Raw genomic sequence first — 22,277 nt, forward strand, 5'->3', positions numbered from 1 at the left:
CCGCGATGCTACAGAGATGGCACGGCAGCCAGGAGCTTCCGCGTGTACTCGTTTTGCGGATTCCGGTAGAGCTCTTCCGGCGGCGCCGCCTCGACGATCTTTCCCTCGTGGAGCACCAGCACCAAGTCGCTCATGTGCTCGACGACCGCCAGGTCGTGCGAGATGAAGAGATAGGCGAGGCCGAGCTCTTGCTGGAGGTCTTGGAGGAGGTTCACGATCTGCGCCTGGACCGAAACATCGAGCGCGCTGACCGGCTCGTCGCAGACGATCAGCTCGGGCTCGACCGCCAAGGCGCGGGCGATGCCGATCCGCTGCCTCTGGCCTCCGGAAAACTCGTGCGGAAAGCGATCGAGGGAGTCGGCGGGCAAGCCGACGCGCGCCAGCAGTTGGGCGGCGCGATCCCGCCGTTCCTGCGGGCGGAGGGCGGGGAAGTGGACTTCCAAAGGTTCGCCGACGATCCGGGCGATCGTCAGCCGAGGATTGAGCGAGTTGTGCGGGTCCTGAAAGATCATCTGCACTCGTTTCCGATAGGGGCGCAGGCGCGCCCCCGAAAGGGTGTCGATCCGCTCCTGCCGGTAGCGGATGGCACCCGAGTAGGGCGGGACCAGCCGGACGACGGCCTTGCCGATCGTCGTCTTCCCGCTTCCGCTTTCGCCGACCAGACCGACCGTCTGGCCGGCCCGGATGCGGAAGGAGACACCCTTGACGGGCTCGACGAAGCGCCGGGAGCGGAAAAAGAGGCCGCCGGGAAGGGGGTAGCGCACGACGAGGTCCTCGACCTCCAGCAGAAGCGGCGCGGGATCGCCCGGATCAGGAAGAGAGGAGGCGTTCGAGTTGGGCATAGTCGATGGTGATCAGGCGTTTCCTGCCCTCCCCCAGTCGGGGGACGCAAGCGATGAGCGCCTGCGTGTACGGATGGCGCGGCCGGGCGAGAAGGATATCGGTGGGGCCGTGCTCCACGAGCTTGCCGCGGAACATGACGACCACCTGGTCCGCGAATCCCTTGACAAGGCCGAAATTATGGGTGATGAGCAGGATCGCCATGCCGAAGCGGGTGCGAATCCCGCGCAGCAGATCGAGGATCTGGGCTTGAATCGTGACGTCGAGGGCGGTTGTCGGCTCATCGGCGACCAGAAGCCGCGGCCGGCAGACCAAGGCCATTGCGATCATCACGCGCTGCTGCATCCCTCCCGAAAGCTGGTGCGGGTAGCTTTTCCAGCATCGCTCGGGGTCCCGGATGCCCACCTCGGCAAGGGCGGCAATCCCGGCCGCCCGGCGGTCCGTCAGGTCCTGCCGGTGGAGCGCCATCGCTTCGCTCAGCTGGAATCCGACGGAAAATACCGGGTTGAGCGACGTGGAAGGCTCTTGGAAGACGTAGGCGATCTTGCCTCCCCGATAGCGGCGCAGGGCTCTTTCGGGAAGGGTCAGCAGGTCGGTGCCCTCGAAGAGCACCTTTCCCGAGCGGATCCGGGCCGGCGGTGAAGGAAGGAGGCGGGCTAGGGCGAGAGCGGTCACGCTCTTGCCGCTGCCGCTTTCCCCGACGACCGCCAGCGTCGAGCCGGCAGCCATCGAGAAGGAGATGCCGTCGACGGCGCGAACGGTTCGTTCTCCGTTGGCGAACTCGATCGTGAGGTCGGAAACCTCGAGGATCGGGGCCGAATGCAGATCGGGCATGGCGGGAAAGGACTATCGGCCCCCGGTGCGGAAATGCGGATCGATCACATCCCGGAGGGTGTCTCCCAGCAGATTGAAGGCGGCCACCGTCACGAACACCGCGGCTCCGGGCGTCAGCAGCCACCAGAAGTTGCACATGAACACCTTCATTTCCTGGGCTTGCGCGAGCATCAGGCCCCAGGAAGCCGAAGGCTCTTGAATGCCGATCCCCAGGAAGCTCAACGCCGCCTCGCCTAGGATGTATCCGGGAATGCTCAGCGCCGCGGCGACCAGGAGATAGCTCGCCAGGTTCGGGAGCAAGTGCTTCCAGAGGATGCGCCAGGGCGAAAGGCCCGTCACGATTGCGGCGTCGACGAAGGTCTGCGCTCGGAGGGAAAGGGCCAGCCCCCGGACGACCCGCGCCGCGCCCGACCAGCCGAGGAAGCTCAGGATGACCACGATCAGCAGATAGACCTGGCCCGAGCTGAATTGGCTGGCGAAAGCTCCGCGGAGGGCCAGCAGCAGGTAGAGCCCCGGAATCGCCATTAGGAGTTCCGTCGTGCGCATGACGACCGAATCGAACCATCCGCCGAAATATCCGGCGAGGCCCCCGGCGATCAAGCCCACGCCCAAACTGATCGAAATCCCGATCAGGCCGATGCTGAGCGAGACCTGCGCACCGTAGAGCAGCCGGGAGAAGACGTCCCGGCCGGTGCTGTCGCTGCCCAGTAGATAGATCTTCTCGGGCGGGTCGACTCCGAAAAGATGGCGGCGGCAGGGGAAAAGGCCGAAGAGGCGGTAGGGATAGCCGATCGGTAGCCAGCGGAGCGCGGCTGTCCGCCCGGGGATCGGCCGGTAGAGCGCCTGCGTGGGGTCCGCATTCTCGTAGAGGCGGACGGAAAGGCCTTCCCGCGTCCAGGTGATGGCGGTCGGAGGATGGTAGGTCTTTTGGAGATCCTGCTCCCCGGGGCCGTAGGGGGCCAGGAAGGGCGCAAAGAGGGCGCAGGTGTAAAGAAGGCCGAGCAGCCCGAGCGCGAAGGCGCCCTGCGGGCGGGAGAGCACCTGCCGCCAGAGCGCGGAAGCTTTGGGGGGGAGAGAATTCATCGGGCGGGGAGGCGGACGCGGGGATCGACCCATGCGAGCAGGATGTCGGAGAAGAGGTTGCCCAGGACCAGGAGGATGCAGCTTAAAACGACCGACGCGAGGACCACGAACTGATCCTGGCGGATGAAGGCCGAGTAGATCAGCTGCCCTAGGCCCGGATAGCTCATCACGTTTTCCACGAGCAAGGAGCCGCTCAGGAGCCCGGCGATCACGTAGCCGAGGGTGCTCAGGAGCGGGTTCACCGCGTTGCGGAAGACATGCCGCCAGATAACGACATTTTCCGGCAGCCCTTTGGCCCGCGCGGTGGTCACGTATTCGGCGCGGATGACGTCGAGAACGTTGGCTCGTAGGATGCGCATCAAGGAGGCGATGCTGCCCAGGCCGAGAACCAGGGTCGGGAGGATCAGATGATGGGCAACGTCGAGGACGCGGCCGATGGGGGAAAGGAACTCATGCTCGATCGACGTGAGCCCTCCGAGCGGGAACCAGCCCGTTCGCGCGGCAAAATAGACGGCGAGCAGGGCCAGGAAGAATTCGGGGATGGAGAGGGAGGCGTAGGCGAGAAAAGCGGTCAAGCGATCCCACCAGGAATTTCGGTGGACCGCCGCAAGAACTCCCAGGGGTATCGCGACCGACCAAGCGAAGGCGAAGCTCGTCAGGTTGAGGAGGAGGGTGGCTGGCACGCGTTGCCAGAGCAGGTCGACTACGGAGACCTTGTAGGTCCACGAGTAGCCGAAATCGCCGTGCAGCACGTTGCGCAGCCAGAGAACATAGCGCGTGTACCAGGGCTGATCCAGACCGAAGCTCTTTTCCAGGGCCGCGAGAAACTCGGGGCTGATGTCGCGCTGGGCCTTGATGGGGGTGAGGAAATTCCCCGGGGTCAGCGACATGAGGTAGAAGACCAGCAAGGTAACGCCGAGGAGCAGGGGAATCAAAAAGAGCAGCCGCCGGAGAACAAAGAGAACCATCGGAAAGAAGGGAAACGCCTGTCGGGTTTTGTCTCTTGATAAGGGCTCGGAAGTGGGGGAAAGACAATACATTTCCTCCGCGGAAGACGACCGAGAGCACGCGTAGCGCGGGAAAGCAAAGGGACCAGCCGAAAGATCTACCGCAGACAACCCGAGGAAAGGGCGATGAAGAAGGTTTTGGGAGTGCTGGGATTCCTTTTCCTCGCGTCGCTGGCTATCGTCCTTTGCGTGGCGGCGGCGTATTGGAACGGCGAGGGCCTGCGCTCCTATCTCTCTCGAGCGGTGGCCGAAGGTATCGGGGTCGAGGGACGGTTTTCCCCGCTGCGGCTCCGCGGGCTTGCGGTCGGCAGCGGCGGGTTTTCGGGGGAGGGCGTTCCGGGATCGCCGATCGGAGAGCTGCGAGCCGAAGACCTGGAGGCGCGCTTTGCGCTCTCCGCGGTGGCCCACGGAATTTGGCGGATCGACCCGCTCCGCATCGCGCATCTGGAGATCGTCTTTCGTGCGGCGCGAAGGGAGGGCGAACCGACGTCCGACGGCTCCCGACCGTCCGGGCCGCCGGAGGCCCCCGGGGCGGGGAGGGCGCGGGCCGGATTTGGCCGGATGAGCCTCGAACGAGGGGAAATCCAGAGGGTTGATCTGCGCTGGCCGGCGTCCATTCTCGGCGGGGGGGCCTTGAGCGGCACGCGCGTTTCGCTCAAGGCCGAAGGATCGGCGTGGAACGGGAAGGCCGGCGGAGGAACGATCGCCTGCGCTTCCCTGCCGAACCTCAGCCTCGAAGAGCTTCGCTTCCGTCTCGATACGGGAGGGCTTTCCTTGGAGCAGGGGCGGCTCCGCAGCGAGCCCTCGGGTTCGATCCTCCTTGCCGGGAGGTTCCGCTGGCGGGATCCCGGGGAGGGCGAGCTCCGCTTCTCGGCCTCCGGGGTCGCCCTTTCCCCTTGGCTGCCGGAAGCTTGGCGGAATCGGGTCGAGGGGGATTTGGAGGCCGAAGGGACCGTGGCGGCTCCCCGCCGGGGCCCGTGGAAGGTGGAGGCGGATTTGTCCCTGGCGCATGGGAAGCTGGAGGGTCTCCCGTGGCTCGTAGAGCTGGCGCTCAACGGCGGAGGAGCGGCGGCGCTTCCTCTCGACCGGGCCCGGGCGCATCTGCAGGCCGAGCCCGGGGATCTTTCCTTCGAGCGGATCGAGATCGAATCCCGAGGCCGGATGCGGATCGAGGGGAGCCTTCAGGTGCGGGGGGATTCGCTAAGCGGCCACCTAGCCGTCGGCCTCGCGCCGGAGCGGGTGGCGCTCTTGCCGAGCGCCCGGGAAAAGATCTTTTCCGAGGAGAAGGGCGGTTATCTCTGGGCTCCGGTAACCGTGACCGGCACGGTCCGGGATCCCCAAGAGGATCTGAGCCCACGGATTACCGCCGTGGCGAAGGAAGCGGTGAAAGCCGGGGTAGAGAGGACGATCCGTTCGGCCCTCGATTTCCTGCGCCGCTCCCGCGGCTCGCCTGGTCCTTAGCGGCCATTTCTCACAAGCTTTCTCCTACGGCTTGCAAAACGGGCTCGTCTGCTTCGCTCCCGCTTGGTTTTCCATCCTCGCAGTATGTCTTCATACAGCTCCGGTGGAAAACCTGCGCCCGCCTCGCACCCAAGCCCATTTGCGGCGCCTCGGCTACGAAATTTGTGAGAAATGGCCTTTAGCGCACTCGGAGCAGCCGGGTCGGCGGCGAGGCACCCCGGACGGTCCCGGCGGCCGCCGCTAGCCTACGGAGCCCAGACTTCCTCCAGGTTCCAGACGACTGAGCCGATCTTCGGGATCTGGACATTGCGCCACTTGTCCCGCAGCCCGGCGTAGATCTCGGGCGTGACCAGGTAGATGTAGGGGACTTCCTCGCTGAGGATCTGCTGGACCTCGTCCCAGTAGCGCTTGCGGAGGCTTTCATCGAGGGTCGTGAGCTGGGCGATCATAAGGGCGTCGATCCGGGCTTCCCAGGGAGTCGCCGGCGCGGGCTGGCTCGGGTACCACTGGTGGAGCCGTCCCTTGCTCATGAAGACCGACATGCCGTCGGCGGGGTCGCCGCCACCCGTCAGTCCCAGAAGGCAGGCTTCGTAGTCGAATGAGTCGCTGATCTTGGTGACGAGGGCGCCGAAGTCGAGGAACTGGAGACGCACGTCGATGCCCAGCGCTTTCATGTTCTGCTGGAAGACCGTCGCCATGGCCGTGCGTAGGGAGTTTTCCTGGTTGGTCAGAAGCGTGAAGCTTACGGGATGACCCTCCGCATCCGCCAGCGTGCCGTCCCCTTGTCGATGGAAACCGGCTTCGGTCAATAGCTGCTCCGCGCGCCCGGGATCGAAGGGATACTGGCGGATTCGGGGATTAAACCATTTGGTGTTCGCCGGACTTTCCGGTCCCCAGAGAGGCTGGCCTCGGCCGAAGAGAATGCCCTTGACCATGCCTTCCCGGTTGATCCCGTAAGAGATCGCCTGTCGGAAGCGCCGGTCCTGGAACCAGCGGAGCTTATAGGGCGTCACAAAAGGCTTTCCGCTCTTGTCCCGTCCGGGATTCTGGTTGAACCAGAGGAAGGTCGAAGCGGTGGAAGGGCCACGGTCGTAGACGGTGTAGTGGTAGATCTTCTCCCCGCGCCGGACCCAGGCGACGTCGTCGGGGGGAATCGTGTCGGCGTCGGTCTGGCCGGAGGCGAAGGCGACGACGCTGGCGTTCTGGTCTTTTACGAACTTCACGATCAGAAAATCGAGGTAGGGGAGTCGACGGCCCGAGGAATCAACCCGCCAATAGCGGGGATTGGCCTCGAGAATAATCATCTGGCCGGGTCGGTAGCTGTGCAGGCGGAAGGCGCCGCTGCCGGCGATGGCCTGGGGCGTCTTTTGGGCGGTGAAGATGCTCCAGGCGCGAAGCAGGGTCCCGTCCTCGTACGCTCCTTGGAGGAGATGCTTCGGCATGATCGTCACCCCGGACATGTAGCGGAGGAACGGGGCGAAGATATCGGGGGTGCGGATCCGCACGGTGTGCGGGTCGAGCTTTTCGACTTGGAAAGGCTTGCCGTTGACCGAGAGGTCGTAGGCGTTCCGGTTGGGATAGCGGGGATCGTACACGCACTGGAAGGTGAAGAGCACGTCATCGGCGGTCAGCGGGACCCCGTCGCTCCACGTGAGCCCTTTGCGGAGGTGAAAGGTGAAGGTGCGGCTGTCGGGTCCGACCTCCCAGGATTTCGCCAGGGCCGGCACGACTTCCTCCCGAATGGGGTTATAGGCGGTGAGCCCGTCGAAGAGCAGTCCGAGAAAAGAGGCCGAGGAGGCGTCTTCGGCGACGAGCCAATTGAAGGTGTTCGGCTCGCCCGGGCTAGCCTCGATGAATATCCCTCCCGGCTTTCCCGGCTGGGCTTTAGAGACGTCGGCGTCCTCCGGGATCGGAAAGCTCGGCCTTTCTTCGAGCCGCGTCGGCGGGGAGCAGGAGAGCGTTACCAGCCCGCAGCCGGCCGAAAGGAGGACGGGGATCAGCCGAAGGCTTGTCTTCCTCACGATCATTCCCTATGGCATAGCCCATTGCGCCCCTCTCCCGCCAGCGGGTCCTGCCACCGGCGCCGGCGGGACGATGCTCTACGCGGTTCCGGATGAGAAGAAGCTTTTCGTTTGCCGGATCCCAGGGTAGACGAAGCACGGGGAACCGAGGCGGAAAAATCACGATGATTCGACAGAAGACATTGCGGGAGCCTGTGCGGATTGAAGGCAACTCCCTGCATACCGGCCAGCCGGTGTCCCTGGTGTTGCGTCCGGCCGATCCCGACACCGGCTACGTGTTCAAGCGGGTTGATCTGGCCGATGAGCCCACCGTCGCGGCGCACATCGATCATGTGCGGCAGACCGAGCGGGCCACCACCCTCGGGGAGGGCAATGTCAAGATTCACACGGTGGAACATGTCTTGGCCAGTCTGCGGGGATGCGGGGTCGATAACGCGCTGATCGAGCTGAGCGCCAACGAGCCGCCGATCGGAGACGGCAGCGGAAAGATCTACGTCGAGGCGATCCGGCGCGCGGGCCTCCGCGAACAGGATCGCCCGGTCTCGTTCTTCGAGCTCCGGGAACCGCTTTGCGTCCAGGGGAAAGAGGGCGCTTACCTGATCGCGTGGCCGAGTTCGTCTTTTTCCCTCACCTGTACCCAGGTGACGCATACCGGCAAATTTACGCAATTCCTCCATTGGGACTATGACCCCGAGCGCTTCGCCGCCGAGATCGCTCCCGCCAGGACGTTTGTCTTTTACGAAGAGGTGCAGCCCCTCATGGAAAAGGGGTTGATCAAGGGGGGGAGCTTGGAAAACGCGATTGTGATTCGCGGGGAGACCATCTTCTGCCAGGAGCCGCTCCGATTCCCGGACGAGTTCGTCCGCCACAAGATCTTCGACATGATCGGAGACCTCGCGCTCTTCCCGCACCGGCTCAAAGCGCATATCTTCGCCGCGAAGCCGAGCCACACCCTGAATGTGGAGATGGCCAGGGCGCTCCAAAAGGCGCACCGGGATTACCTCTCGCAGCTCATGCCCCTCGAGAACATCCCGACAGGGGAGGGCGCCTTGGATATCCGGGATGTCCTCAAGATCCTTCCGCACCGCTATCCCTTTCTGATGATCGACCGCGTCCTCCGGTTCGAGGGCGACGTCAAGGCCGTGGGTCAAAAGGCCGTGACCATGAACGAACCCTACTTTCAAGGGCATTTCCCAGGTCACCCCATCATGCCGGGCGTCCTGCAGCTCGAGGCCATGGCCCAGCTGGCCAGCATCCTCCTGCTCCGACAAGCCGGTAATGCGGGGAAGCTCGGATTTTTCATGAGCGCGGACAAGGTGAAGTTCCGTCGGCCGGTGATGCCGGGAGATACGCTGATCGTCGAAGCGGAGCTCATCAGCTTTCGCGGCAAGATCGGGCGGGCTTCGGGACGGTGTCTGGTCAACGACCGGGTCACCTGCGAAGGGGAGCTGCTTTTCGCGCTGGTCGATTCGATTTGACGGCGGAAGATGCCGACCCTGGTCCATCCCACGGCGATCCTCGAACGCGGAGCTGTTCTCGGAGACGGCGTCGAGGTGGGCCCCTACGCCTTTGTCGGCGCGGAGGTCCGGTTGGGGGACGGCTGCATTCTCCACCACCACGCGTCGGTGACGGGGAAAACGGAGGTCGGGCCCGGTAACGAATTTTTCCCCTTCTCTTCGATCGGTCAAAAAAGTCAGGATCTCAAGTACCGCGGCGAGCCTACATTTCTTTCGATCGGCGCGGGCAATTGCTTTCGGGAGTTCGTGACCGTCAACCGGGCGACGGGAGAAGGCGGGCGAACGGTGATCGGCTCCGGGAACGTTTTTCTTGCCTACGTCCATATTGCGCATGATTGCGTCATCGGGAGCGGCTGCATCTTCTCCAACAACGCCACCCTGGCCGGACATGTGCAGGTCGCAGACTATGTCACCATCGGCGGGCTGACGGCGGTTCACCAGTTCTGCCGGCTCGGCGCGTACTCGATGTTGGGAGGCTGCACCAAGGTGGTGCAGGATGTGCCGCCCTATTGCTTGGTCGATGGGAATCCCGCGCGGCTCCATTCCCTCAATTGGGTCGGGCTCAAGCGCCGCGGCTTCGCCAAGGAGGCGCTGGAGAGCCTTCGTCGGGCCTATCGGCTCCTCTTTGAGGAAGGGAGAAACCAGAGCCAGGGAATCGAAGCGGTCGAACGGAGCGGAGAGCTGACCCCGGAGGTGGAGAACCTCCTTGCTTTCTTGCGCTCCACCGAGCGGGGTGTCACCCGCCCGTTGAGCGGTTCCTAGGGAACGCGCCGGTTCGGCCTTGCCGGGAGGCAACGGCGGCGTTTAGTCTAAAGCGGCGCCATCCCGGGGCATGCCCGAGGCACCCGCGCAACCAACAGGAGAATCCGTTCCATGAGTCTTTCGCCCATGCAAAAAGCGCCTCTCGATGTGCCCGCCGATCTGCGGCCTCGCTATGAGCAGAACTTCGCCGAGATGACCCGGGGCACGGGTCGGCTGATGATGATGGCCGCCGACCAGAAGGTCGAGCATCTCAACGACGACTTTTACGGCCCGGGCATCGCCGAGGACGACGGGGATCCCGAGCATCTCTTCCGCATCGCCTCGCGCGCCCGGATCGGCGTCATGGCGACCCAGCTCGGGCTCATCGCGCGCTACGGAGAGGACTACCCCGGGATCCGCTACGTGGTGAAGCTCAACAGCAAGACCCACCTGATTCCCACCAAGATGGGCGATCCGGATAGCCGCCAGTGGCTCTCCTTCGAGCAGCTCGACCGCTTTCGGGAATCCTCTTCTCTTCCGATCCTCGGTGTGGGCTACACGATCTATCCGGGCAGCCGGGCGGAGCCGGAGATGCTGCGGGAAGCGGCGCGGCTGGTGTTCGAGGCGCACCGGCGCGGCTTGCTGGCGATCCTGTGGGCCTATCCAAGGGGAGCGGCCGTTTCCGATGAGCGGGATCCCCACCTGATCGCGGGTGCCGCCGGCTTGGCGGCGTGCCTGGGAGCCGATTTCGTGAAGGTGAACGAGCCGAAGGCGAAGGACGGGCGGAACGCGGCGGCGCTCCGGGAGGCAGTCCGGGCGGCTGGACGGACTCGGCTGATTTGCGCCGGGGGGAAAGAAGAGAGCGTGCCCGAATTCCTGGCGAGGCTGCATGCGCAGATCCATGAAGCAGGTGCGGCCGGGAACGCGACGGGGCGGAACATCCATCAACGGCCGCTATCCGAGGCCATCGCGTTTTGCAACGCGATCTCCGCGATCACGCTTGACGGAGCGACGGCGGAGCAAGCCGTCGCCTTGTATCACAAGGAGCTCTCCGCCTCCTCGACCACCGGATGAGCGGGCGCGGGAGCGCGGAAGCAGAGGCCGACGAGGAAGGTCGAACAGCTCCCCACAAAGACCCGCCAAGGGAAGGAGACGCACGGCAGCCAGGCCAGTCGGTCCGCGTCCGCCTGCGAGACCAGCCCGAGAATCCCCTGGGGGGTACCGCTGAGCAGGGCGACCGTCCCCAGGCCCGCCGCCATTGCCACGCAGTTTCCGAAGTCGCTTCCCCGGTTCCGCGTAAGAACGCCGAGCAGAAAGACGCCCAGGAGCGGGCCGTAGGTGTATCCGAAAAGGCCGAGGACGATGGGAAGAATGCGGGATTGCGGGGAATGGAGGACGAAGGAGGCGGTCGCGCAGGCGATGGAGACGCACAAAAGAGCGAAGAGCACCGTCGCGCTCCGGAGAAGCCGTAGCTTCGCCCGGTCGCCGGAGCCGGCGGGAAGGAACCGGAAGGCCCAGTCCTCGCAAAAAGAGGTCGCCATGGCGTTCAAGGCTGCGGAAAGAGAACCCATGGCGGTCGCGAAGATCGCGGCGATGAGCAGACCGCGGATGCCGGGAGGGGTTCCGCAGAGGATGAAATAGGGGTAGACCTCGTTTGCCTGCGTGGGAAAGCGGGTGTCGTGCGCGGAGCGGGCCAGGAGGCCTAAAAAGATCCCGATCGTCAAGAAGAGGAAGACCAGCGGCACGTCGGTCAGCCCCGAAAGGATCAGCGAGAGTCGGCTCCGGTGGTGGTTCTTGGCCGTGAGAAGGCGCTGCACAAGATCCTGATCGGCGCCGTGAGTCGCCATGGTGGTGAAAGTGGAGCCGATCAGCGCGGCCCAGATTGTGTAGTCGGAGGAAAAGATCGAGCCGAGATTTTCCCAGAGGTTCTTTTGCGGATCGATTCCCGTCTCCGCCCAAGGGAGCGCGGATAAGAGCCGGGCGGCCTCCCGGAAGGGCGAACTGCTTCCCCAGGGGATCTTTTGGAAAAGGAGGGAGAGAGTCAGGATGCCGCCGGAGAGCATGAGGCCCGCCTGGAGCAGATCGGTCCAGATCACCGCCCGAATGCCGCCCGCGACCGTGTAGAGCGTCGTGAAGAGGGTGAGCAGGAGGGCGGAGGCGGCATAGATCGAGAGCTCCTCCCCGGCGGAAACCGGGCCGCCCCGGAGCAGCTTCACGCCGAGCACGGGAAGGATAGCGGCAACGTAGAGCCGGGCGCCGGAGGCGAGCAGCCGCGTCAGGAGGAAGATGGCCGATGCGGCCGACTTGGTCTTCGGGCCGAAACGGAGGTCGAGAAACTGGTAGATCGAGGTGACGCGATAGGCGAAATACGGCTTGACGAAGAGGTAGGCGACCACCACGCGGGCGAGGACCGTCCCGAGCGAAAGCTGGAGGTATTCATAATTTCCGAGCGCGTAGCCCTCCGCCGGGGTACCCAGGAAGAAGGCCGCGCTGGTCTCCGCGGCGATCAGCGAGCCAAGGACCGCCCACCACGGCATCCTGTGCCCGCCGAGGGCGAACTGCTCTACGGTCTTTGGGCGCTTCCCCGCCTGGAAGCCCACCCAAAGGACGATAGCCAGATAGAGCAGGAGAACCGCGACGTCGATGGCAGGGAAGCCCCCGGGGAGCGAAGGTCTCATCGGGAGAGGCGCGACTGCGCGTCCGCAGCGATCGCCCGCCACCAGGCGGCGAGGCGGGCCTCGACCCGCTCTTCCTGAGCACGGAGGTCGTGCTCCGCTCCAGCCTGATGGAAAAGATAAAACTTAAGCTTCGGCTCGGTGCCCGAGCAGCGGACGGCCAGTCGCTCTCCTCCGCGGAAGGAGAAGCGCAAAAATGGTTCTCTCGGCAAGAGCTCTCCGTCGGCATCCCAATGGTCTTCGGTCTCGAAGTCCTCCGTGCCCACGGGGGGGTCTCCGCCCGGCCCGCGGGGAGGAGCTTCTCGAAACGAAGCCAGAAGCTCGTTGCGCTTTCTAGAGCCGTCCGTCCCTTCCAGGGTGAGCGTGTGCAACCGTTCGGCAAAGAAGCCGAACCGACGGTAGAGCCAATCCAAGAGACCCGGCAGGGTCTTCCCGTCGCGGGCGGCCCACCCTGCCGCCTCGACGAGCTGAAGGGCGGCGGCGCTGCCGTCCTTCTCCCGCACCCGATCCGTGCAGAGGCAGCCGTGGCTCTCTTCTCCGCCGAAGATGAGCCGGCGGCGGTCCTGCGGGTTCTTTGCCGCGATCTCCTCGTATCGCCGGAGTTTGGCCGCGATATGCTTGAATCCGGTCAGGGTCTCCACGCAACGGACGCCGAAGCTTTCGGCGATCGCGCGGAGCAGGTCGGTGGTCACGAAGGTTTTGAGCAGCACGGGAATGCCGGCGCCGCCATCGGCGGCGCGACGGGCGAAGGTCCGCTCGCACCGGTAGTAAGCGAGCAAGGCCGCGATCTGATTCCCGGTCAGGATGCGCCAGCCGCCGGCGGTGTCGCGGACGGCGGCGCCCAAGCGGTCGGCGTCCGGATCGGTGCCCAGGACCAGATTACGCCCTTCCGCGCTCGCTTGCGCGATCGCTTCCGCCAGCGACCGGGAATCTTCCGGGTTGGCCGAGGAGACTCCGGGAAATCGACCGTCCGGGGTGTCCTGGCCCTTGACAAGAGAGCAATCGATTCCTTGGCGCGCGAGCAGAGCGGGGACGGTGCGCAGTCCTGCGCCGTGCAATGGGGTATAGACGACCCGAACCCGCCGCGTTGCGAGCCGGAAAGCGGCCGGCTCCAGGATCGCCGACTCTACCGCCTCGAAGTACGCCTGGTCGAGGTCGGGCCCGAGGGGCTCGAGGGGACCGGGAGGTCCTTCTTGTCGAAGTGGATTCGAAAAGGGGATTTCCTCGATGGCGCGGCTCACCCCCTCGGCCACCTCGTTTGTGATCTGGCCTCCGTCCGAGAGATAGACCTTGAGCCCATTATCCCAAGGGGGATTGTGGCTTGCCGTGACCATGATCCCCGCGTCGGCGGAGAGCCGCCGAATCGCGAAAGAAAGCTCCGGCGTGGGTCGCTCCTCGGGAAATACCCAAACGCGGAATCCGAGCTGGCGCAGGGCATCGGCGCAGACGTCGGCGAACTCCGCGGAGAAGAGGCGGGTGTCGCGCGCGATCACGGCGGAAAGGGGGCGTGTGGCTGCCGAGCGCAGCAAATACCGGCCGAGCCCGAGAGCGGTTCGGCGGACCGTCCTCGGGTTGAGCGTCGCAGTTCCCACCGCCGGGAAGCGAGGGGGCTCGCCTGGATCGGCCCCTCCCCGTTCCGCCGCCGTGGGAACCCGGCCGATCGTCCGGCTGCGGATTCCTCCCGTGCCGAAGAACAGGGAAGGGCCGAACCGGTGTTCGATCTCCTCCCAGTCCTCGGCGTCGAGCAGCTCGGCGATGCTCGCCCGCTCGACCGGGCAGAGATCGGGAAGGGCGAGGAAGTCGACAAGGTGCTTCGCGGCGCTGGGAGAGAGCTTGCCCTCCGCCTGCGGAGGGAATCGAAGGGAGTGCGGAGAACGAAGGGTTGTGGACCGACGCACGCTGCGGAAACCCTACTCATCGGAAAGGCGGCTGACAAGAGACCCGGGAAGCCCCGCCGGATTCCGGCTCGGTTGCCGCTACCCGCCCATGCTTCCCCATGCGGGAGGTGTTCCCCAGGGGCAGGCCTGCCCCTTTTCCAGGGGTGAAGGCGCGTTTGCGTCAGAAAACAATTGGCCAACAGGAAGCTTCTCCGCTATCTTCGGTCAAAAAGGAACAAGAAAAAAAAGCGATGCTGGATCCGGAGAAGAAGCAAGCAATCATCACCGAATTTCGCTGTCACGACAGCGACACGGGATCGGCCACCGTCCAGGTAGCCCTTCTCACTCAAAGAATCCAGCAACTCACCGGCCACCTCCGACAGCATCAGAAGGATCACAGCTCGCGGCGCGGGCTGTTGCGGATGGTGAACCGCCGGCGCAAGTTGCTAGATTACTTGAATCGGACGGAACCCGACAGCTACCGCGAGCTGATCGGCCGGTTGTCGTTGCGCAAGTAGCCGTTGCTACTGGAGCAGATGGGCCCTGGATCTTGGGCTTCCAGGTATCGCAGAAGAGAAAGGATCAGGAATGGAACTTCCAGTACGCGTATCGGTCGCTTGTGGGGAATCGCCGGTTATTTTGCAAACGGGCCAGCTGGCCAAATTGGCCGACGGTGCCGCCGTGGTCAGCTGCGGGGAGACCGTGGTGTTGGCCACCGTGGTCTCCACGAAATCGGTTAAACCGGAACAGGACTTCTTGCCTCTTCAGGTCGAATATCGGGAGCGAGCGGCCGCGGCGGGCCGCATCCCCGGAGGATATTTTCGTCGGGAGGGACGTCCGAGCGAGAAGGAGATTCTAACCGCGCGGATGATCGACCGTCCGCTGCGGCCTCTGTTCCCCAAGGGATATTTTTACGAAACGCAAGCGATCGTCACCATGCTCTCCGCCGACGCGCAAAACGACCCGGACATCCTGGCGATCAATGCGACGTCGCTGGCGCTCATGGTCTCGGACATTCCCTTTGCGGGGCCTGTGGGTGCGGTTCGCCTCGGCCGGCTCGAGGGGAAGTGGGTCGTCAATCCTACCCATCGGGATCGGGAATTTAGCGATCTGGATCTGGTTTACGTGGGAACGGAGACCGAGGCGCTCATGATTGAAGGGAGCGCCCGAGAATTGCCGGAAGCCGACTTCCAGCGGAGCCTAGAGGTGGCGCATGAGGCGATCGAGGGGCTGATCCGGGGCCAGAAGGAGATCGCGGCGAAGGTCGGACGCGCGAAAAGGTCGTATACCTGTTACCTGGCGGACCCGCAGATCGTAGAATTTGCCGCCGAATTGCTGGGCGGCCGGCTCGAAGAGGCACTCTATCTGCCGCAGAAGCAGGAGCGGGAGAACGCCCTGGATCGGTTGAAGGCGGAGCTGACCGAAAAGATCCGCGAACGATTTCCGGCCGCTTCGGACGCCGACGTGGCCAGAGCATTCACGAAGCTGCAGGTGCAGATGTTCCGCCGCCGCGTCTTGGAAGAGGGCAAGCGGTGCGACGGCAGGCGGTTCGACGAGGTGAGGCCCCTGTCGGCCCAGACGGGCATCCTCCCGCGGGTCCATGGGACGGCCCTCTTTTCCCGCGGGGAGACCCAGGTACTCTGCATGGCAACCCTGGCTTCGCTGAGCGAGGCGCAGGAAATCGATGCGTACGGGGGTGGAGAGACGACGAAGCGATTCCTCCTCCATTACAACTTCCCCCCGTTCTGCGTCGGGGAGGTGGGACGGATCGGCGGGCAGAGCCGCCGGGAGATCGGCCACGGCGCTCTGGCGGAGCGATCGATTCTTCAGGTTGTACCCCCCGAGTCGAGCTTTCCCTACGCCATCCGGGTGAACGCGGAGGTTCTGGAATCGAACGGATCGACTTCGATGGCTTCGGTTTGCGGAGGCACCCTTTCCCTCATGGATGCCGGCGTGCCGCTGAAAGCTCCGGTGGCGGGGATTTCCGTAGGGTTGGTGACCGAGCCGGACGATGCTGGGGGCATCCGGCGTTATGTTCTTCTTACCGATATCCTGGGTTTGGAAGATCATTACGGCGACATGGATTTCAAGCTGGCGGGCACGGCGCAGGGGGTCACCGGGTTTCAGCTCGACTTGAAGCTGCCGGGGATTCCGATCCGGCTCTTGCAGGAGGCGATCGAGCGCGCCGCCGTTGCCCGGCGACAGATTCTCGCCTTCATGCAGCAGGTTTTGAAGGCGCCGCGCCAAGAGCTTTCCCGGCACGCTCCCCGCATCGAGACGCTCAAGATCCATCCCGACAAGATCGGGCTGTTGATCGGACCGGGCGGCAAGAATATCAAGCGGATTTCCGCGGAAAGCGGAGCGGAGATCAGCGTGGAAGACGATGGAACCGTCCGCATCTATTCGCCCGACGGGGAAGCCATGGCGCTGGCGCGGGAGATGGTGGAGGAATTGGCGGGCGAACTGGTCGTAGGAGGCCTCTACAAAGGGCGGGTGAGCGGAATCAAGGATTTCGGCTGCTTTGTCGAAATCCGGGGCAAGGGCGAGGGTTTGGTCCATATTTCGGAGTTGGCCGAGAAGCCGGTCCGGCGAGTGGAAGACGTGGTGCGGATGGCGGATGAAGTCTGGATCAAGTGCATCGGAATCGACGAGCGTGGACGCTACAAGTTCAGCCGAAAGGCGGCCTTGCGCGACAAGCGTTTGGAAGAGGAGCAGCAGGCGGGGAAAAAGTAGGGACACCGCTGTGGCCGGTGTTTCTAGCCTCATGCCGCAGGACAAGGAGGAGCTATGGCATTGCCTGTAGGGGCGGCAGCGCCCGATTTCGCGCTGAAAAGAAAAATCCCCGAGGGCCTCGAGGAGGTCCGGCTGAGCGCTTTTCGCGGCCGGAAGGTCGTGCTTCTCTTCTTTCCCCTCGCGTTCACCAGCGTCTGCACCGAGGAGATGTGCAGAATGACCGAGGGGCTTAACGCGTATGAGCGCCTCGATGCTTCGATCCTTGCGGTAAGCGTGGACAGTCCCTTCGCGCAAGAGGCGTGGGCGCAGAGGGAAGGGATCCGGATTCCTCTTCTTTCCGACCTGAACAAGGAGGTCGCCCGGGCTTATGACGTGCTCCTCCCCGGCCTTTTAGGCATCGGCGATGTGGCCGCCCGGGCGGCTTTTGTCATCGACAGGCAAGGCAAGATTGCCTATGCGGAAGTAACTCCGAATCCAAGCGTGCTGCCCCAGTTTTCCGCCATCGAAGAGGCCGTGCGACGCATCGGTTGAAAGCCGGCGCGAAAGGGGCGAGCGGGCGGCGGGTGCGGTATGGCGGCTTTCCGTGTCGGAATCCTCACCAGCGGCGGAGACTGCCCCGGGCTCAATGCGGTGATCCGCGCGGTGGTGGCCGCTTCCTCCCAGCGGGGCTGGGAGGTCTTCGGATTCATCGACGGCTTCGAAGGCCTGCTCTCTCCCGTCCGTTATCGAATCCTCGAAGAGCCGGCAACCGTCGGGATTGCGAGGCTGGGCGGCACCATTCTTGGCACGACCAACTGCGGGCGCTTCGCGACCCGGGTGGGCGTAGGCGAGGTCCGCCGGATCCCCAAAACGGTGATCGACGAGGTTTGGGAGACGGTGGAGGGGCTGCACATCGGCGGGCTGATCTGCATCGGCGGGGACGGTTCCCTGACGGCGGCTCAGCAGCTCTCCGAAGCGGGACTACCGATCGTCGGCGTGCCCAAGACGATCGACAACGACATCTCGGCGACTTCGAGCTCCTTCGGGTTCTATTCCGCCGTCGAGTTCGTCACCCAGGCTCTCGATCGGTTGCGATCGACGGCGATGAGCCATCGCCGGGTCATGGTCGTGGAGGTGATGGGAAGATACGCCGGTTGGATCGCGCTCTTCGGCGGGCTGGCGGGCGGAGCCGACGTGATCCTCTTGCCCGAGATTCCTTTCCATTACGAAAAGATCGCCCATGAGGTGCGCAAGCGCGTGGCGGAAGGAGCGCTCCAGACGATGATCGTCGTCGCCGAAGGGGCCCGGCCGGCCGACGGACAACTGGTGACGCAAGAGGATGAGACGGAAAAGGGGCTTGCAGGCGAGATTCGGCTGGGCGGGATCGGCCGGCATGTCGCCGGCATGATCCAGCGATTGACCGGTCGGGAGAGTCGGGAGGTGGTGTTAGGCCAGCTTCAGCGTGGAGGACCGCCCACGGCCCTCGACCGGAATCTCGGGATGCTGTTCGGAGTCGCCGCCGTGCGGTTGGTGGAGGAGAGGCGCTTCGGAGAAATGGTGTCCTTTTGCAACGAGCGTGTGGGATCGGTTCCGATTCGGGAAGCGGTTCGTCAGACCAAGACCGTGCCTCCCGACTGCGAAGAGCTTGCCGCCGCCCGCGCGATCGGCATCGCCTTCGGGGATTGACTCCGGGACAGGCCTGCCGATGCGCCCGCAAGCCGTAGGAGAACGCTTGTGAGAGATGCAGGTTAGGCCCCGGTCGGCGGGAATCGCACTCGGATCGGGCTTTGCTCACCAGAAGGTCAACGGGGGCATCAACGTCCAGCCCATGCCCCAATCCATCCCGGGATAGCCCCAGCCCCACTCCACGCGGGGATCGTCCCAGTGGTTGCTCACAACGTGTTCCCGCCACAAGTGGATCTTCGTCGCGGCGATCAGAGGATAATTGTACCGTCTTTCGCCGATCCGCCCCGGCTGGGAGCCGACGATGCGCCCGACGACCGTGATTTCCCGGCCCCTTCTATAGACGTTGAGGTCGAGCAGCGAGGGGGTGCCGACGATAAACCGGCCGCCGGTCTTGTCGGAAGGGACGGGCCGGTCGTAGGGGTTCAGGTCATGCTCAAGCACCTCCAGGTAGGTGCACTGCTTGCGATGCTTCCCGTAGAGGATCCTTCCGCCCAACATCACCGTATGTTGGCGGTAGCGTGAAGGAGCGCTTCGAATGGCTGCAAAGGAGGGTTGATTCTGGACCTCCTTCTTGACCTCTTTCGGAAAGGGGCTGCAGGCGGCCAGGAGCAGGGTGAGAGCGAGGCAGGCTAGGAAACTTCTGCGACTGGACAGAACCGGATTCATCGAGTGGGACCCCGGAACCATCCCTTGGCTTGCTACGCGAGGCTAAGCGCGTTTCGCCATTACAAATTAGCACGGTCGGCGACGATTCTCCAACACTCTGCAGGAGTTCGCTGGGTCCGTCTCCCCTTGCGCCGGCGAAAGCGGGGATCGAGAGAAGCGCTAAACGCAGGCGGGCGGATCACCACCACCAAGGGCCGAAGCCCCATCCCATGCCTAATCCCATGCCGGGATAGCCCCAGCCCCATCCCATGCCGGGATAGCCCCAGTAAGCGTTGTTCGTCGCGTACTCGGGCCACAAGTGGATGTGCGTCGCAGCCACCACCGGGTAAGTATAGGGCTTTTCGCCGATCACCCCCCGCTGGGGTGTGGTGAGGCGCCCGACGACCGTGATATCTCGACCTTTGCTGTAGACGGAAGGATCCAAGAAGGTGGAGGTCCGGACGAGGAAACGGCCCCCGATCTTGTCGGAGTCGATCGGTTGATCGGAGCTGTCGAGCTTTTCTTGGAGCACCTCGAGGATGGTGACGTCCTTAAGGTTCTTAATCTGGGCGATCGTGCCCCCGAGCATTACCATCCGACCCCGGTAGGCGTAAGGGTTGTTGCGGATCGCGGCGAAGGACGGCTGCCCCTGCACCTGCTTTTTGATTTCGCTGGAAAACGGGCTGCAGCCGGATAGGAGCGCCGCAGCAAGAACCAAGCGAGGAATAGAAAACCACCGAGATCCCGAAAGAGCGGATCCGTGCAAGCTGATCCTCCTTGTGCTCACCACATGCCGAAGCCGGGCATTCCGAAACCCGGGAAGAAGCCCATTCCCGGCCCCCACATGCCCGGCTCATATCCCCAGTTCATCATCGCCCAGTCGTAGTCCGCACCCGCTGTGCTCTCCGGCTGCCAGAGGTGGATCTGGGAAATCGAAATCACGGGGTAGGAGTAGCTCCTCTTGCCGATGGTTCCCGGTTGCACCCCGCTGACGCGTCCGGCGACGGTCACCTCGCGGCCGCGCTTGTAGATCGATGGATCGAGGAACTTGGCCGTAACCGCGAGAAAGCGTCCGCCCGATTGGTTCGTCGACAACGGCCGTTGGTCGCCTCCGAGAGGCCTTTGGACGATCTCCAGCACCGTCGAGTTCTTCCGATTCTGAATTTGCACGATTTTGCCGCCGAGAATCACAAGCCGGCCCCGGTAGGCGGTAGGATCTTGACGGAGAGCGCCGAAGGAGGGCTGGTCCTTGGCGGCCTCCACGGTGGATTCGGGAAAAGGACCGCCGCAGCCCGTGAGGGTCGCGAGGAGGAGAGTTGCCATGATCGACGCGAAAAGGAAACGCATGCGCTCACAGCTCATTAAGCCCTATCATTGGCTGGTCGCCGGTTGATCCGTCAAGGCCAAACGGGCCTTGCGTTGCGCGCGCGGCGACATATCCGCAAGCGGCAAAAAAATCTTTGGCGGCAACCGGATCTGTGCAAACGTGTAGCGACGCGGCAGTCCGCCGCGGGCGAAGGCGGAAATCGCCCAGAGATGCAGAGATGGATAGAGAACGCTGGATCGGCCTGTCGGCCTCCGTGGCGCTGCACCTGGCCATTCTGCTGGGATCCGGCGCGTGGATCGTCAAGCGCGCCGAGTACGGGATGGCTCCGGGGCGGAACTCGGTCGCCGTCGACCTGGTAGAGGGAGCATCGGAACCCGAAGCTGCGGCGCAACCGCTTCCGCAGCCCGAACCGGCTACTCGGCCGCAGCCCGGGGAGATGACGGAGGCGGTTGAGCGGACGCCCCCGCTCCGGCCCGAGGTCTCCCGGGAGGCGCCGAAGCCCTCTCCGAAGCCGCATCCGGTCGCGATCCGGGGGAAGGGCGCTTCGGGGGCTGGGCGGGACGCGCTTACCTTGAGGCGCGCCAGCGGCACTACCAGCGCCCAGCCCGATTACCTGAACAATCCGCCTCCCCCCTATCCCGAAGAGTGCCGCTGCCGCGGCGAGCAGGGAACGGTCGTGCTGAAGGTGCTCGTCTCTCCTCGCGGAACGGCGCAATCGGTCGCGCTGATCCGAAGCTCGGGGTTCGGTCCGCTCGATCGCGCCGCGCTCGATGCGGTCCGGAAATGGCGCTTCCGGCCGGCAACCGTCGGCGGCATGCCCGTCGAGTCGTACGTCGTCGTCCCGATTCGCTTTGTGCTCGAAGGCTAAGCGGCAGCCTCCCGAGCCGGCTCCCTTATGTTCTGACCTGGATGTCCTGGTAGGCGGCCCACCCGATCAGGGTGAAGGGAACGGATTGGACGGCGAAGAAGAGCAGCAAAAGGATCAGCCGTAGCCGGGGAACGAGCTTCGGGGTCTGCTGGTCGAGTTCCTGCTTGATGTAGTCGGCGACGATGGCGACGGCCCGCGAGTCGGGATAGATCACGGGCGGTGCGGCGCTCAGGTATTGCTGCACGTCCTGGGAGACCGCCTCTTCGGCTTCCGTGATCCGGACGGAGAGCATCCAGCTGAGGAACGGATGCATCCGCTGGAAGTTTTGGGCGGCGCTCTTCGCATAGATCTTGGCGATCGTGAACTTCGTATTGGGGCTGGTCAACGGGATGGTCGGGCCGCCGCTCTGATCCTGCCAGAGCGAGGGGTCGTGGGGCTCCTGGCCCAGCTGCCAGACGGTCTTCCGGGCATCTTGGAAGGTGGCGTGCTTCCATCCTTCGTTGCTCTGGAGCGAGGCCGCCCAGCGGTCAACGAACCCTTCTCCGGCGGCCTTGGCATGGCTCAGGGCGAAAAACAGCAGCGCGCCCACGAAGGTCGCCAGGGCGGCGATGCCGCAAAAGAGATGGTGGATCGGGTTGGCGTGAAAAAGCAGATTCCAGAGCTTGGTGTAATTGCTGGCCAGCCACCAGCAGCCGCCGGCGAGGAGAGCGGCGGCCACCCCAGTCAGCACGAACTGTCCCGTTGCTTCGACGAGGAAAAGAAGGATGCAGGCGCCGGTGACGGCGATCAGGTCTCCGAGCATAAGACAGCTTTTAGGGTGTAAGAAAGGAGAGGGGCGAGTCAAGACGCCGGGCGCCCGGCCGATGGGTTCCCGGCGGTTCTCGTCCGAAGGGCTTGCCGGAAGGGGGAAGTTCGCAAGGCTTCCGAGCAAAAGGGATTGCTTTTTTTTCCCGCGCGGGTAATCCGATTCGAAGATATCCCTC

At 64.3% G+C, this 22,277-nt stretch carries 20 protein-coding genes; 9 read left to right on the forward strand and 11 right to left on the reverse strand.

Going from position 1 to position 22,277, the window contains the following annotated elements; genetic code table 11:
• Positions 1-8: 8 nt before the first annotated feature.
• Genes MTHMO_RS01235 through MTHMO_RS01250 form a run of 4 tightly spaced genes read right to left on the reverse strand, consistent with a single transcriptional unit; the run spans position 9 to position 3,725 of the window.
• Positions 9-842: an ATP-binding cassette domain-containing protein gene (locus tag MTHMO_RS01235; RefSeq protein ID WP_202213168.1), complete on the reverse strand. Its 834-nt coding sequence runs from the start codon at positions 840-842 to the stop codon at positions 9-11.
• Positions 811-1,674: an ABC transporter ATP-binding protein gene (locus MTHMO_RS01240; protein ID WP_202213169.1), complete on the reverse strand. Its 864-nt coding sequence runs from the start codon at positions 1,672-1,674 to the stop codon at positions 811-813. The genes MTHMO_RS01235 and MTHMO_RS01240 overlap by 32 nt, the downstream gene beginning before the upstream one ends.
• Before the next feature lie 12 nt (positions 1,675-1,686).
• Positions 1,687-2,757 carry an ABC transporter permease gene (locus MTHMO_RS01245; RefSeq protein ID WP_202213170.1) on the reverse strand — a complete coding sequence of 357 codons (1,071 nt, stop codon included), beginning with the start codon at positions 2,755-2,757 and terminating at the stop codon, positions 1,687-1,689.
• On the reverse strand, positions 2,754-3,725 hold the full coding sequence (locus MTHMO_RS01250) for an ABC transporter permease (RefSeq protein WP_202213171.1): 972 nt from the start codon (positions 3,723-3,725) through the stop codon (positions 2,754-2,756). Before MTHMO_RS01250 ends, MTHMO_RS01245 begins: the two co-directional genes overlap by 4 nt.
• Before the next feature lie 165 nt (positions 3,726-3,890).
• On the opposite strand from MTHMO_RS01250, the gene MTHMO_RS01255 reads away from it, so the two are divergent.
• Entirely contained in the window at positions 3,891-5,225 is a 1,335-nt protein-coding gene (locus tag MTHMO_RS01255; protein ID WP_202213172.1) for a hypothetical protein, read from the forward strand.
• Between the two features lie 245 nt (positions 5,226-5,470).
• Here MTHMO_RS01255 and MTHMO_RS01260 read toward each other — a convergent pair whose 3' ends face one another.
• Positions 5,471-7,252: an ABC transporter substrate-binding protein gene (locus MTHMO_RS01260; RefSeq protein WP_237394687.1), complete on the reverse strand. Its 1,782-nt coding sequence runs from the start codon at positions 7,250-7,252 to the stop codon at positions 5,471-5,473.
• 158 nt (positions 7,253-7,410) lie between these two features.
• Between MTHMO_RS01260 and MTHMO_RS01265 the strand changes: the two genes are divergently transcribed.
• The 3 genes from MTHMO_RS01265 to MTHMO_RS01275 all read left to right on the forward strand — a co-directional run bounded on the left by MTHMO_RS01265 (position 7,411) and on the right by MTHMO_RS01275 (position 10,578).
• Entirely contained in the window at positions 7,411-8,724 is a 1,314-nt protein-coding gene (locus tag MTHMO_RS01265; protein WP_202213173.1) for a bifunctional UDP-3-O-[3-hydroxymyristoyl] N-acetylglucosamine deacetylase/3-hydroxyacyl-ACP dehydratase, read from the forward strand.
• A gap of 9 nt (positions 8,725-8,733) precedes the next feature.
• The gene (lpxA, locus tag MTHMO_RS01270) at positions 8,734-9,525 is read left to right on the forward strand and encodes an acyl-ACP--UDP-N-acetylglucosamine O-acyltransferase (protein WP_202213174.1); all 792 of its coding nucleotides are present in this window, start codon (positions 8,734-8,736) and stop codon (positions 9,523-9,525) included.
• 111 nt (positions 9,526-9,636) lie between these two features.
• Positions 9,637-10,578, forward strand: coding sequence for an aldolase (locus MTHMO_RS01275; RefSeq protein WP_202213175.1), 942 nt, complete (start codon positions 9,637-9,639; stop codon positions 10,576-10,578).
• On the opposite strand, the gene MTHMO_RS01280 is transcribed toward MTHMO_RS01275, so the two are convergent.
• Both MTHMO_RS01280 and MTHMO_RS01285 read right to left on the reverse strand, forming a co-directional pair.
• A complete protein-coding gene (locus MTHMO_RS01280) occupies positions 10,542-12,182 on the reverse strand; it encodes a sodium:proline symporter (protein ID WP_202213176.1) in 1,641 nt (546 codons plus the stop codon). The two genes, MTHMO_RS01275 and MTHMO_RS01280, sit on opposite strands and share 37 nt — an antisense overlap.
• Positions 12,179-14,077 (reverse strand): phospho-sugar mutase, encoded by a 1,899-nt coding sequence (locus MTHMO_RS01285; protein ID WP_202213177.1) that lies wholly within the window; start codon positions 14,075-14,077, stop codon positions 12,179-12,181. Before MTHMO_RS01285 ends, MTHMO_RS01280 begins: the two co-directional genes overlap by 4 nt.
• 230 nt (positions 14,078-14,307) lie before the next feature.
• Between MTHMO_RS01285 and rpsO the strand changes: the two genes are divergently transcribed.
• The 4 genes from rpsO to MTHMO_RS01305 all read left to right on the forward strand — a co-directional run bounded on the left by rpsO (position 14,308) and on the right by MTHMO_RS01305 (position 18,454).
• Positions 14,308-14,574 carry a 30S ribosomal protein S15 gene (rpsO, locus tag MTHMO_RS01290; RefSeq protein ID WP_202214793.1) on the forward strand — a complete coding sequence of 89 codons (267 nt, stop codon included), beginning with the start codon at positions 14,308-14,310 and terminating at the stop codon, positions 14,572-14,574.
• A 70-nt stretch (positions 14,575-14,644) separates the two neighbouring features.
• Positions 14,645-16,789 carry a polyribonucleotide nucleotidyltransferase gene (locus MTHMO_RS01295; protein ID WP_202213178.1) on the forward strand — a complete coding sequence of 715 codons (2,145 nt, stop codon included), beginning with the start codon at positions 14,645-14,647 and terminating at the stop codon, positions 16,787-16,789.
• A 54-nt stretch (positions 16,790-16,843) separates the two neighbouring features.
• On the forward strand, positions 16,844-17,320 hold the full coding sequence (locus MTHMO_RS01300) for a redoxin domain-containing protein (RefSeq protein ID WP_202213179.1): 477 nt from the start codon (positions 16,844-16,846) through the stop codon (positions 17,318-17,320).
• Between the two features lie 39 nt (positions 17,321-17,359).
• Complete coding sequence (locus tag MTHMO_RS01305; protein ID WP_202213180.1) at positions 17,360-18,454, forward strand: 6-phosphofructokinase; 1,095 nt, start codon at positions 17,360-17,362, stop codon at positions 18,452-18,454.
• A gap of 105 nt (positions 18,455-18,559) precedes the next feature.
• Here MTHMO_RS01305 and MTHMO_RS01310 read toward each other — a convergent pair whose 3' ends face one another.
• From MTHMO_RS01310 to MTHMO_RS01320, 3 genes are all read right to left on the reverse strand, one after another.
• Entirely contained in the window at positions 18,560-19,141 is a 582-nt protein-coding gene (locus tag MTHMO_RS01310; RefSeq protein WP_202213181.1) for a Slp family lipoprotein, read from the reverse strand.
• Positions 19,142-19,298: 157 nt separating this feature from the next.
• The gene (locus MTHMO_RS01315) at positions 19,299-19,865 is read right to left on the reverse strand and encodes a Slp family lipoprotein (protein WP_237394688.1); all 567 of its coding nucleotides are present in this window, start codon (positions 19,863-19,865) and stop codon (positions 19,299-19,301) included.
• A gap of 17 nt (positions 19,866-19,882) precedes the next feature.
• Positions 19,883-20,422, reverse strand: coding sequence for a Slp family lipoprotein (locus MTHMO_RS01320; RefSeq protein WP_202213182.1), 540 nt, complete (start codon positions 20,420-20,422; stop codon positions 19,883-19,885).
• Positions 20,423-20,643: 221 nt separating this feature from the next.
• Here MTHMO_RS01320 and MTHMO_RS01325 point away from each other — a divergent pair, with 221 nt between their 5' ends.
• Complete coding sequence (locus MTHMO_RS01325; RefSeq protein ID WP_202213183.1) at positions 20,644-21,294, forward strand: energy transducer TonB; 651 nt, start codon at positions 20,644-20,646, stop codon at positions 21,292-21,294.
• A 25-nt stretch (positions 21,295-21,319) separates the two neighbouring features.
• Here the strand turns inward: MTHMO_RS01325 and MTHMO_RS01330 are convergent, their stop codons facing one another.
• Positions 21,320-22,096, reverse strand: coding sequence for a hypothetical protein (locus MTHMO_RS01330; protein WP_202213184.1), 777 nt, complete (start codon positions 22,094-22,096; stop codon positions 21,320-21,322).
• Positions 22,097-22,277: the final 181 nt, after the last annotated feature.

The organism is Methylacidimicrobium sp. AP8, from assembly GCF_903064525.1.
Lineage (GTDB): Bacteria > Verrucomicrobiota > Verrucomicrobiia > Methylacidiphilales > Methylacidiphilaceae > Methylacidimicrobium.

Bases quoted from the DNA above. Each gene is read 5' to 3' on its own strand.
- MTHMO_RS01260 (WP_237394687.1), bottom strand. From the start codon at position 7,252: ATGATCGTGAGGAAGACAAGCCTTCGGCTGATCCCCGTCCTCCTTTCG.
- MTHMO_RS01295 (WP_202213178.1), top strand. From the start codon at position 14,645: ATGGAACTTCCAGTACGCGTATCGGTCGCTTGTGGGGAATCGCCGGTT.
- MTHMO_RS01310 (WP_202213181.1), bottom strand. From the start codon at position 19,141: ATGGTTCCGGGGTCCCACTCGATGAATCCGGTTCTGTCCAGTCGCAGA.
- MTHMO_RS01330 (WP_202213184.1), bottom strand. From the start codon at position 22,096: ATGCTCGGAGACCTGATCGCCGTCACCGGCGCCTGCATCCTTCTTTTC.
- MTHMO_RS01275 (WP_202213175.1), top strand. From the start codon at position 9,637: ATGAGTCTTTCGCCCATGCAAAAAGCGCCTCTCGATGTGCCCGCCGAT.
- MTHMO_RS01240 (WP_202213169.1), bottom strand. From the start codon at position 1,674: ATGCCCGATCTGCATTCGGCCCCGATCCTCGAGGTTTCCGACCTCACG.
- MTHMO_RS01255 (WP_202213172.1), top strand. From the start codon at position 3,891: ATGAAGAAGGTTTTGGGAGTGCTGGGATTCCTTTTCCTCGCGTCGCTG.
- MTHMO_RS01325 (WP_202213183.1), top strand. From the start codon at position 20,644: ATGGATAGAGAACGCTGGATCGGCCTGTCGGCCTCCGTGGCGCTGCAC.
- rpsO (WP_202214793.1), top strand. From the start codon at position 14,308: ATGCTGGATCCGGAGAAGAAGCAAGCAATCATCACCGAATTTCGCTGT.
- MTHMO_RS01280 (WP_202213176.1), bottom strand. From the start codon at position 12,182: ATGAGACCTTCGCTCCCCGGGGGCTTCCCTGCCATCGACGTCGCGGTT.
- MTHMO_RS01265 (WP_202213173.1), top strand. From the start codon at position 7,411: ATGATTCGACAGAAGACATTGCGGGAGCCTGTGCGGATTGAAGGCAAC.
- MTHMO_RS01235 (WP_202213168.1), bottom strand. From the start codon at position 842: ATGCCCAACTCGAACGCCTCCTCTCTTCCTGATCCGGGCGATCCCGCG.
- MTHMO_RS01250 (WP_202213171.1), bottom strand. From the start codon at position 3,725: ATGGTTCTCTTTGTTCTCCGGCGGCTGCTCTTTTTGATTCCCCTGCTC.
- MTHMO_RS01320 (WP_202213182.1), bottom strand. From the start codon at position 20,422: ATGGCAACTCTCCTCCTCGCGACCCTCACGGGCTGCGGCGGTCCTTTT.
- MTHMO_RS01305 (WP_202213180.1), top strand. From the start codon at position 17,360: ATGGCGGCTTTCCGTGTCGGAATCCTCACCAGCGGCGGAGACTGCCCC.
- lpxA (WP_202213174.1), top strand. From the start codon at position 8,734: ATGCCGACCCTGGTCCATCCCACGGCGATCCTCGAACGCGGAGCTGTT.
- MTHMO_RS01245 (WP_202213170.1), bottom strand. From the start codon at position 2,757: ATGAATTCTCTCCCCCCCAAAGCTTCCGCGCTCTGGCGGCAGGTGCTC.
- MTHMO_RS01300 (WP_202213179.1), top strand. From the start codon at position 16,844: ATGGCATTGCCTGTAGGGGCGGCAGCGCCCGATTTCGCGCTGAAAAGA.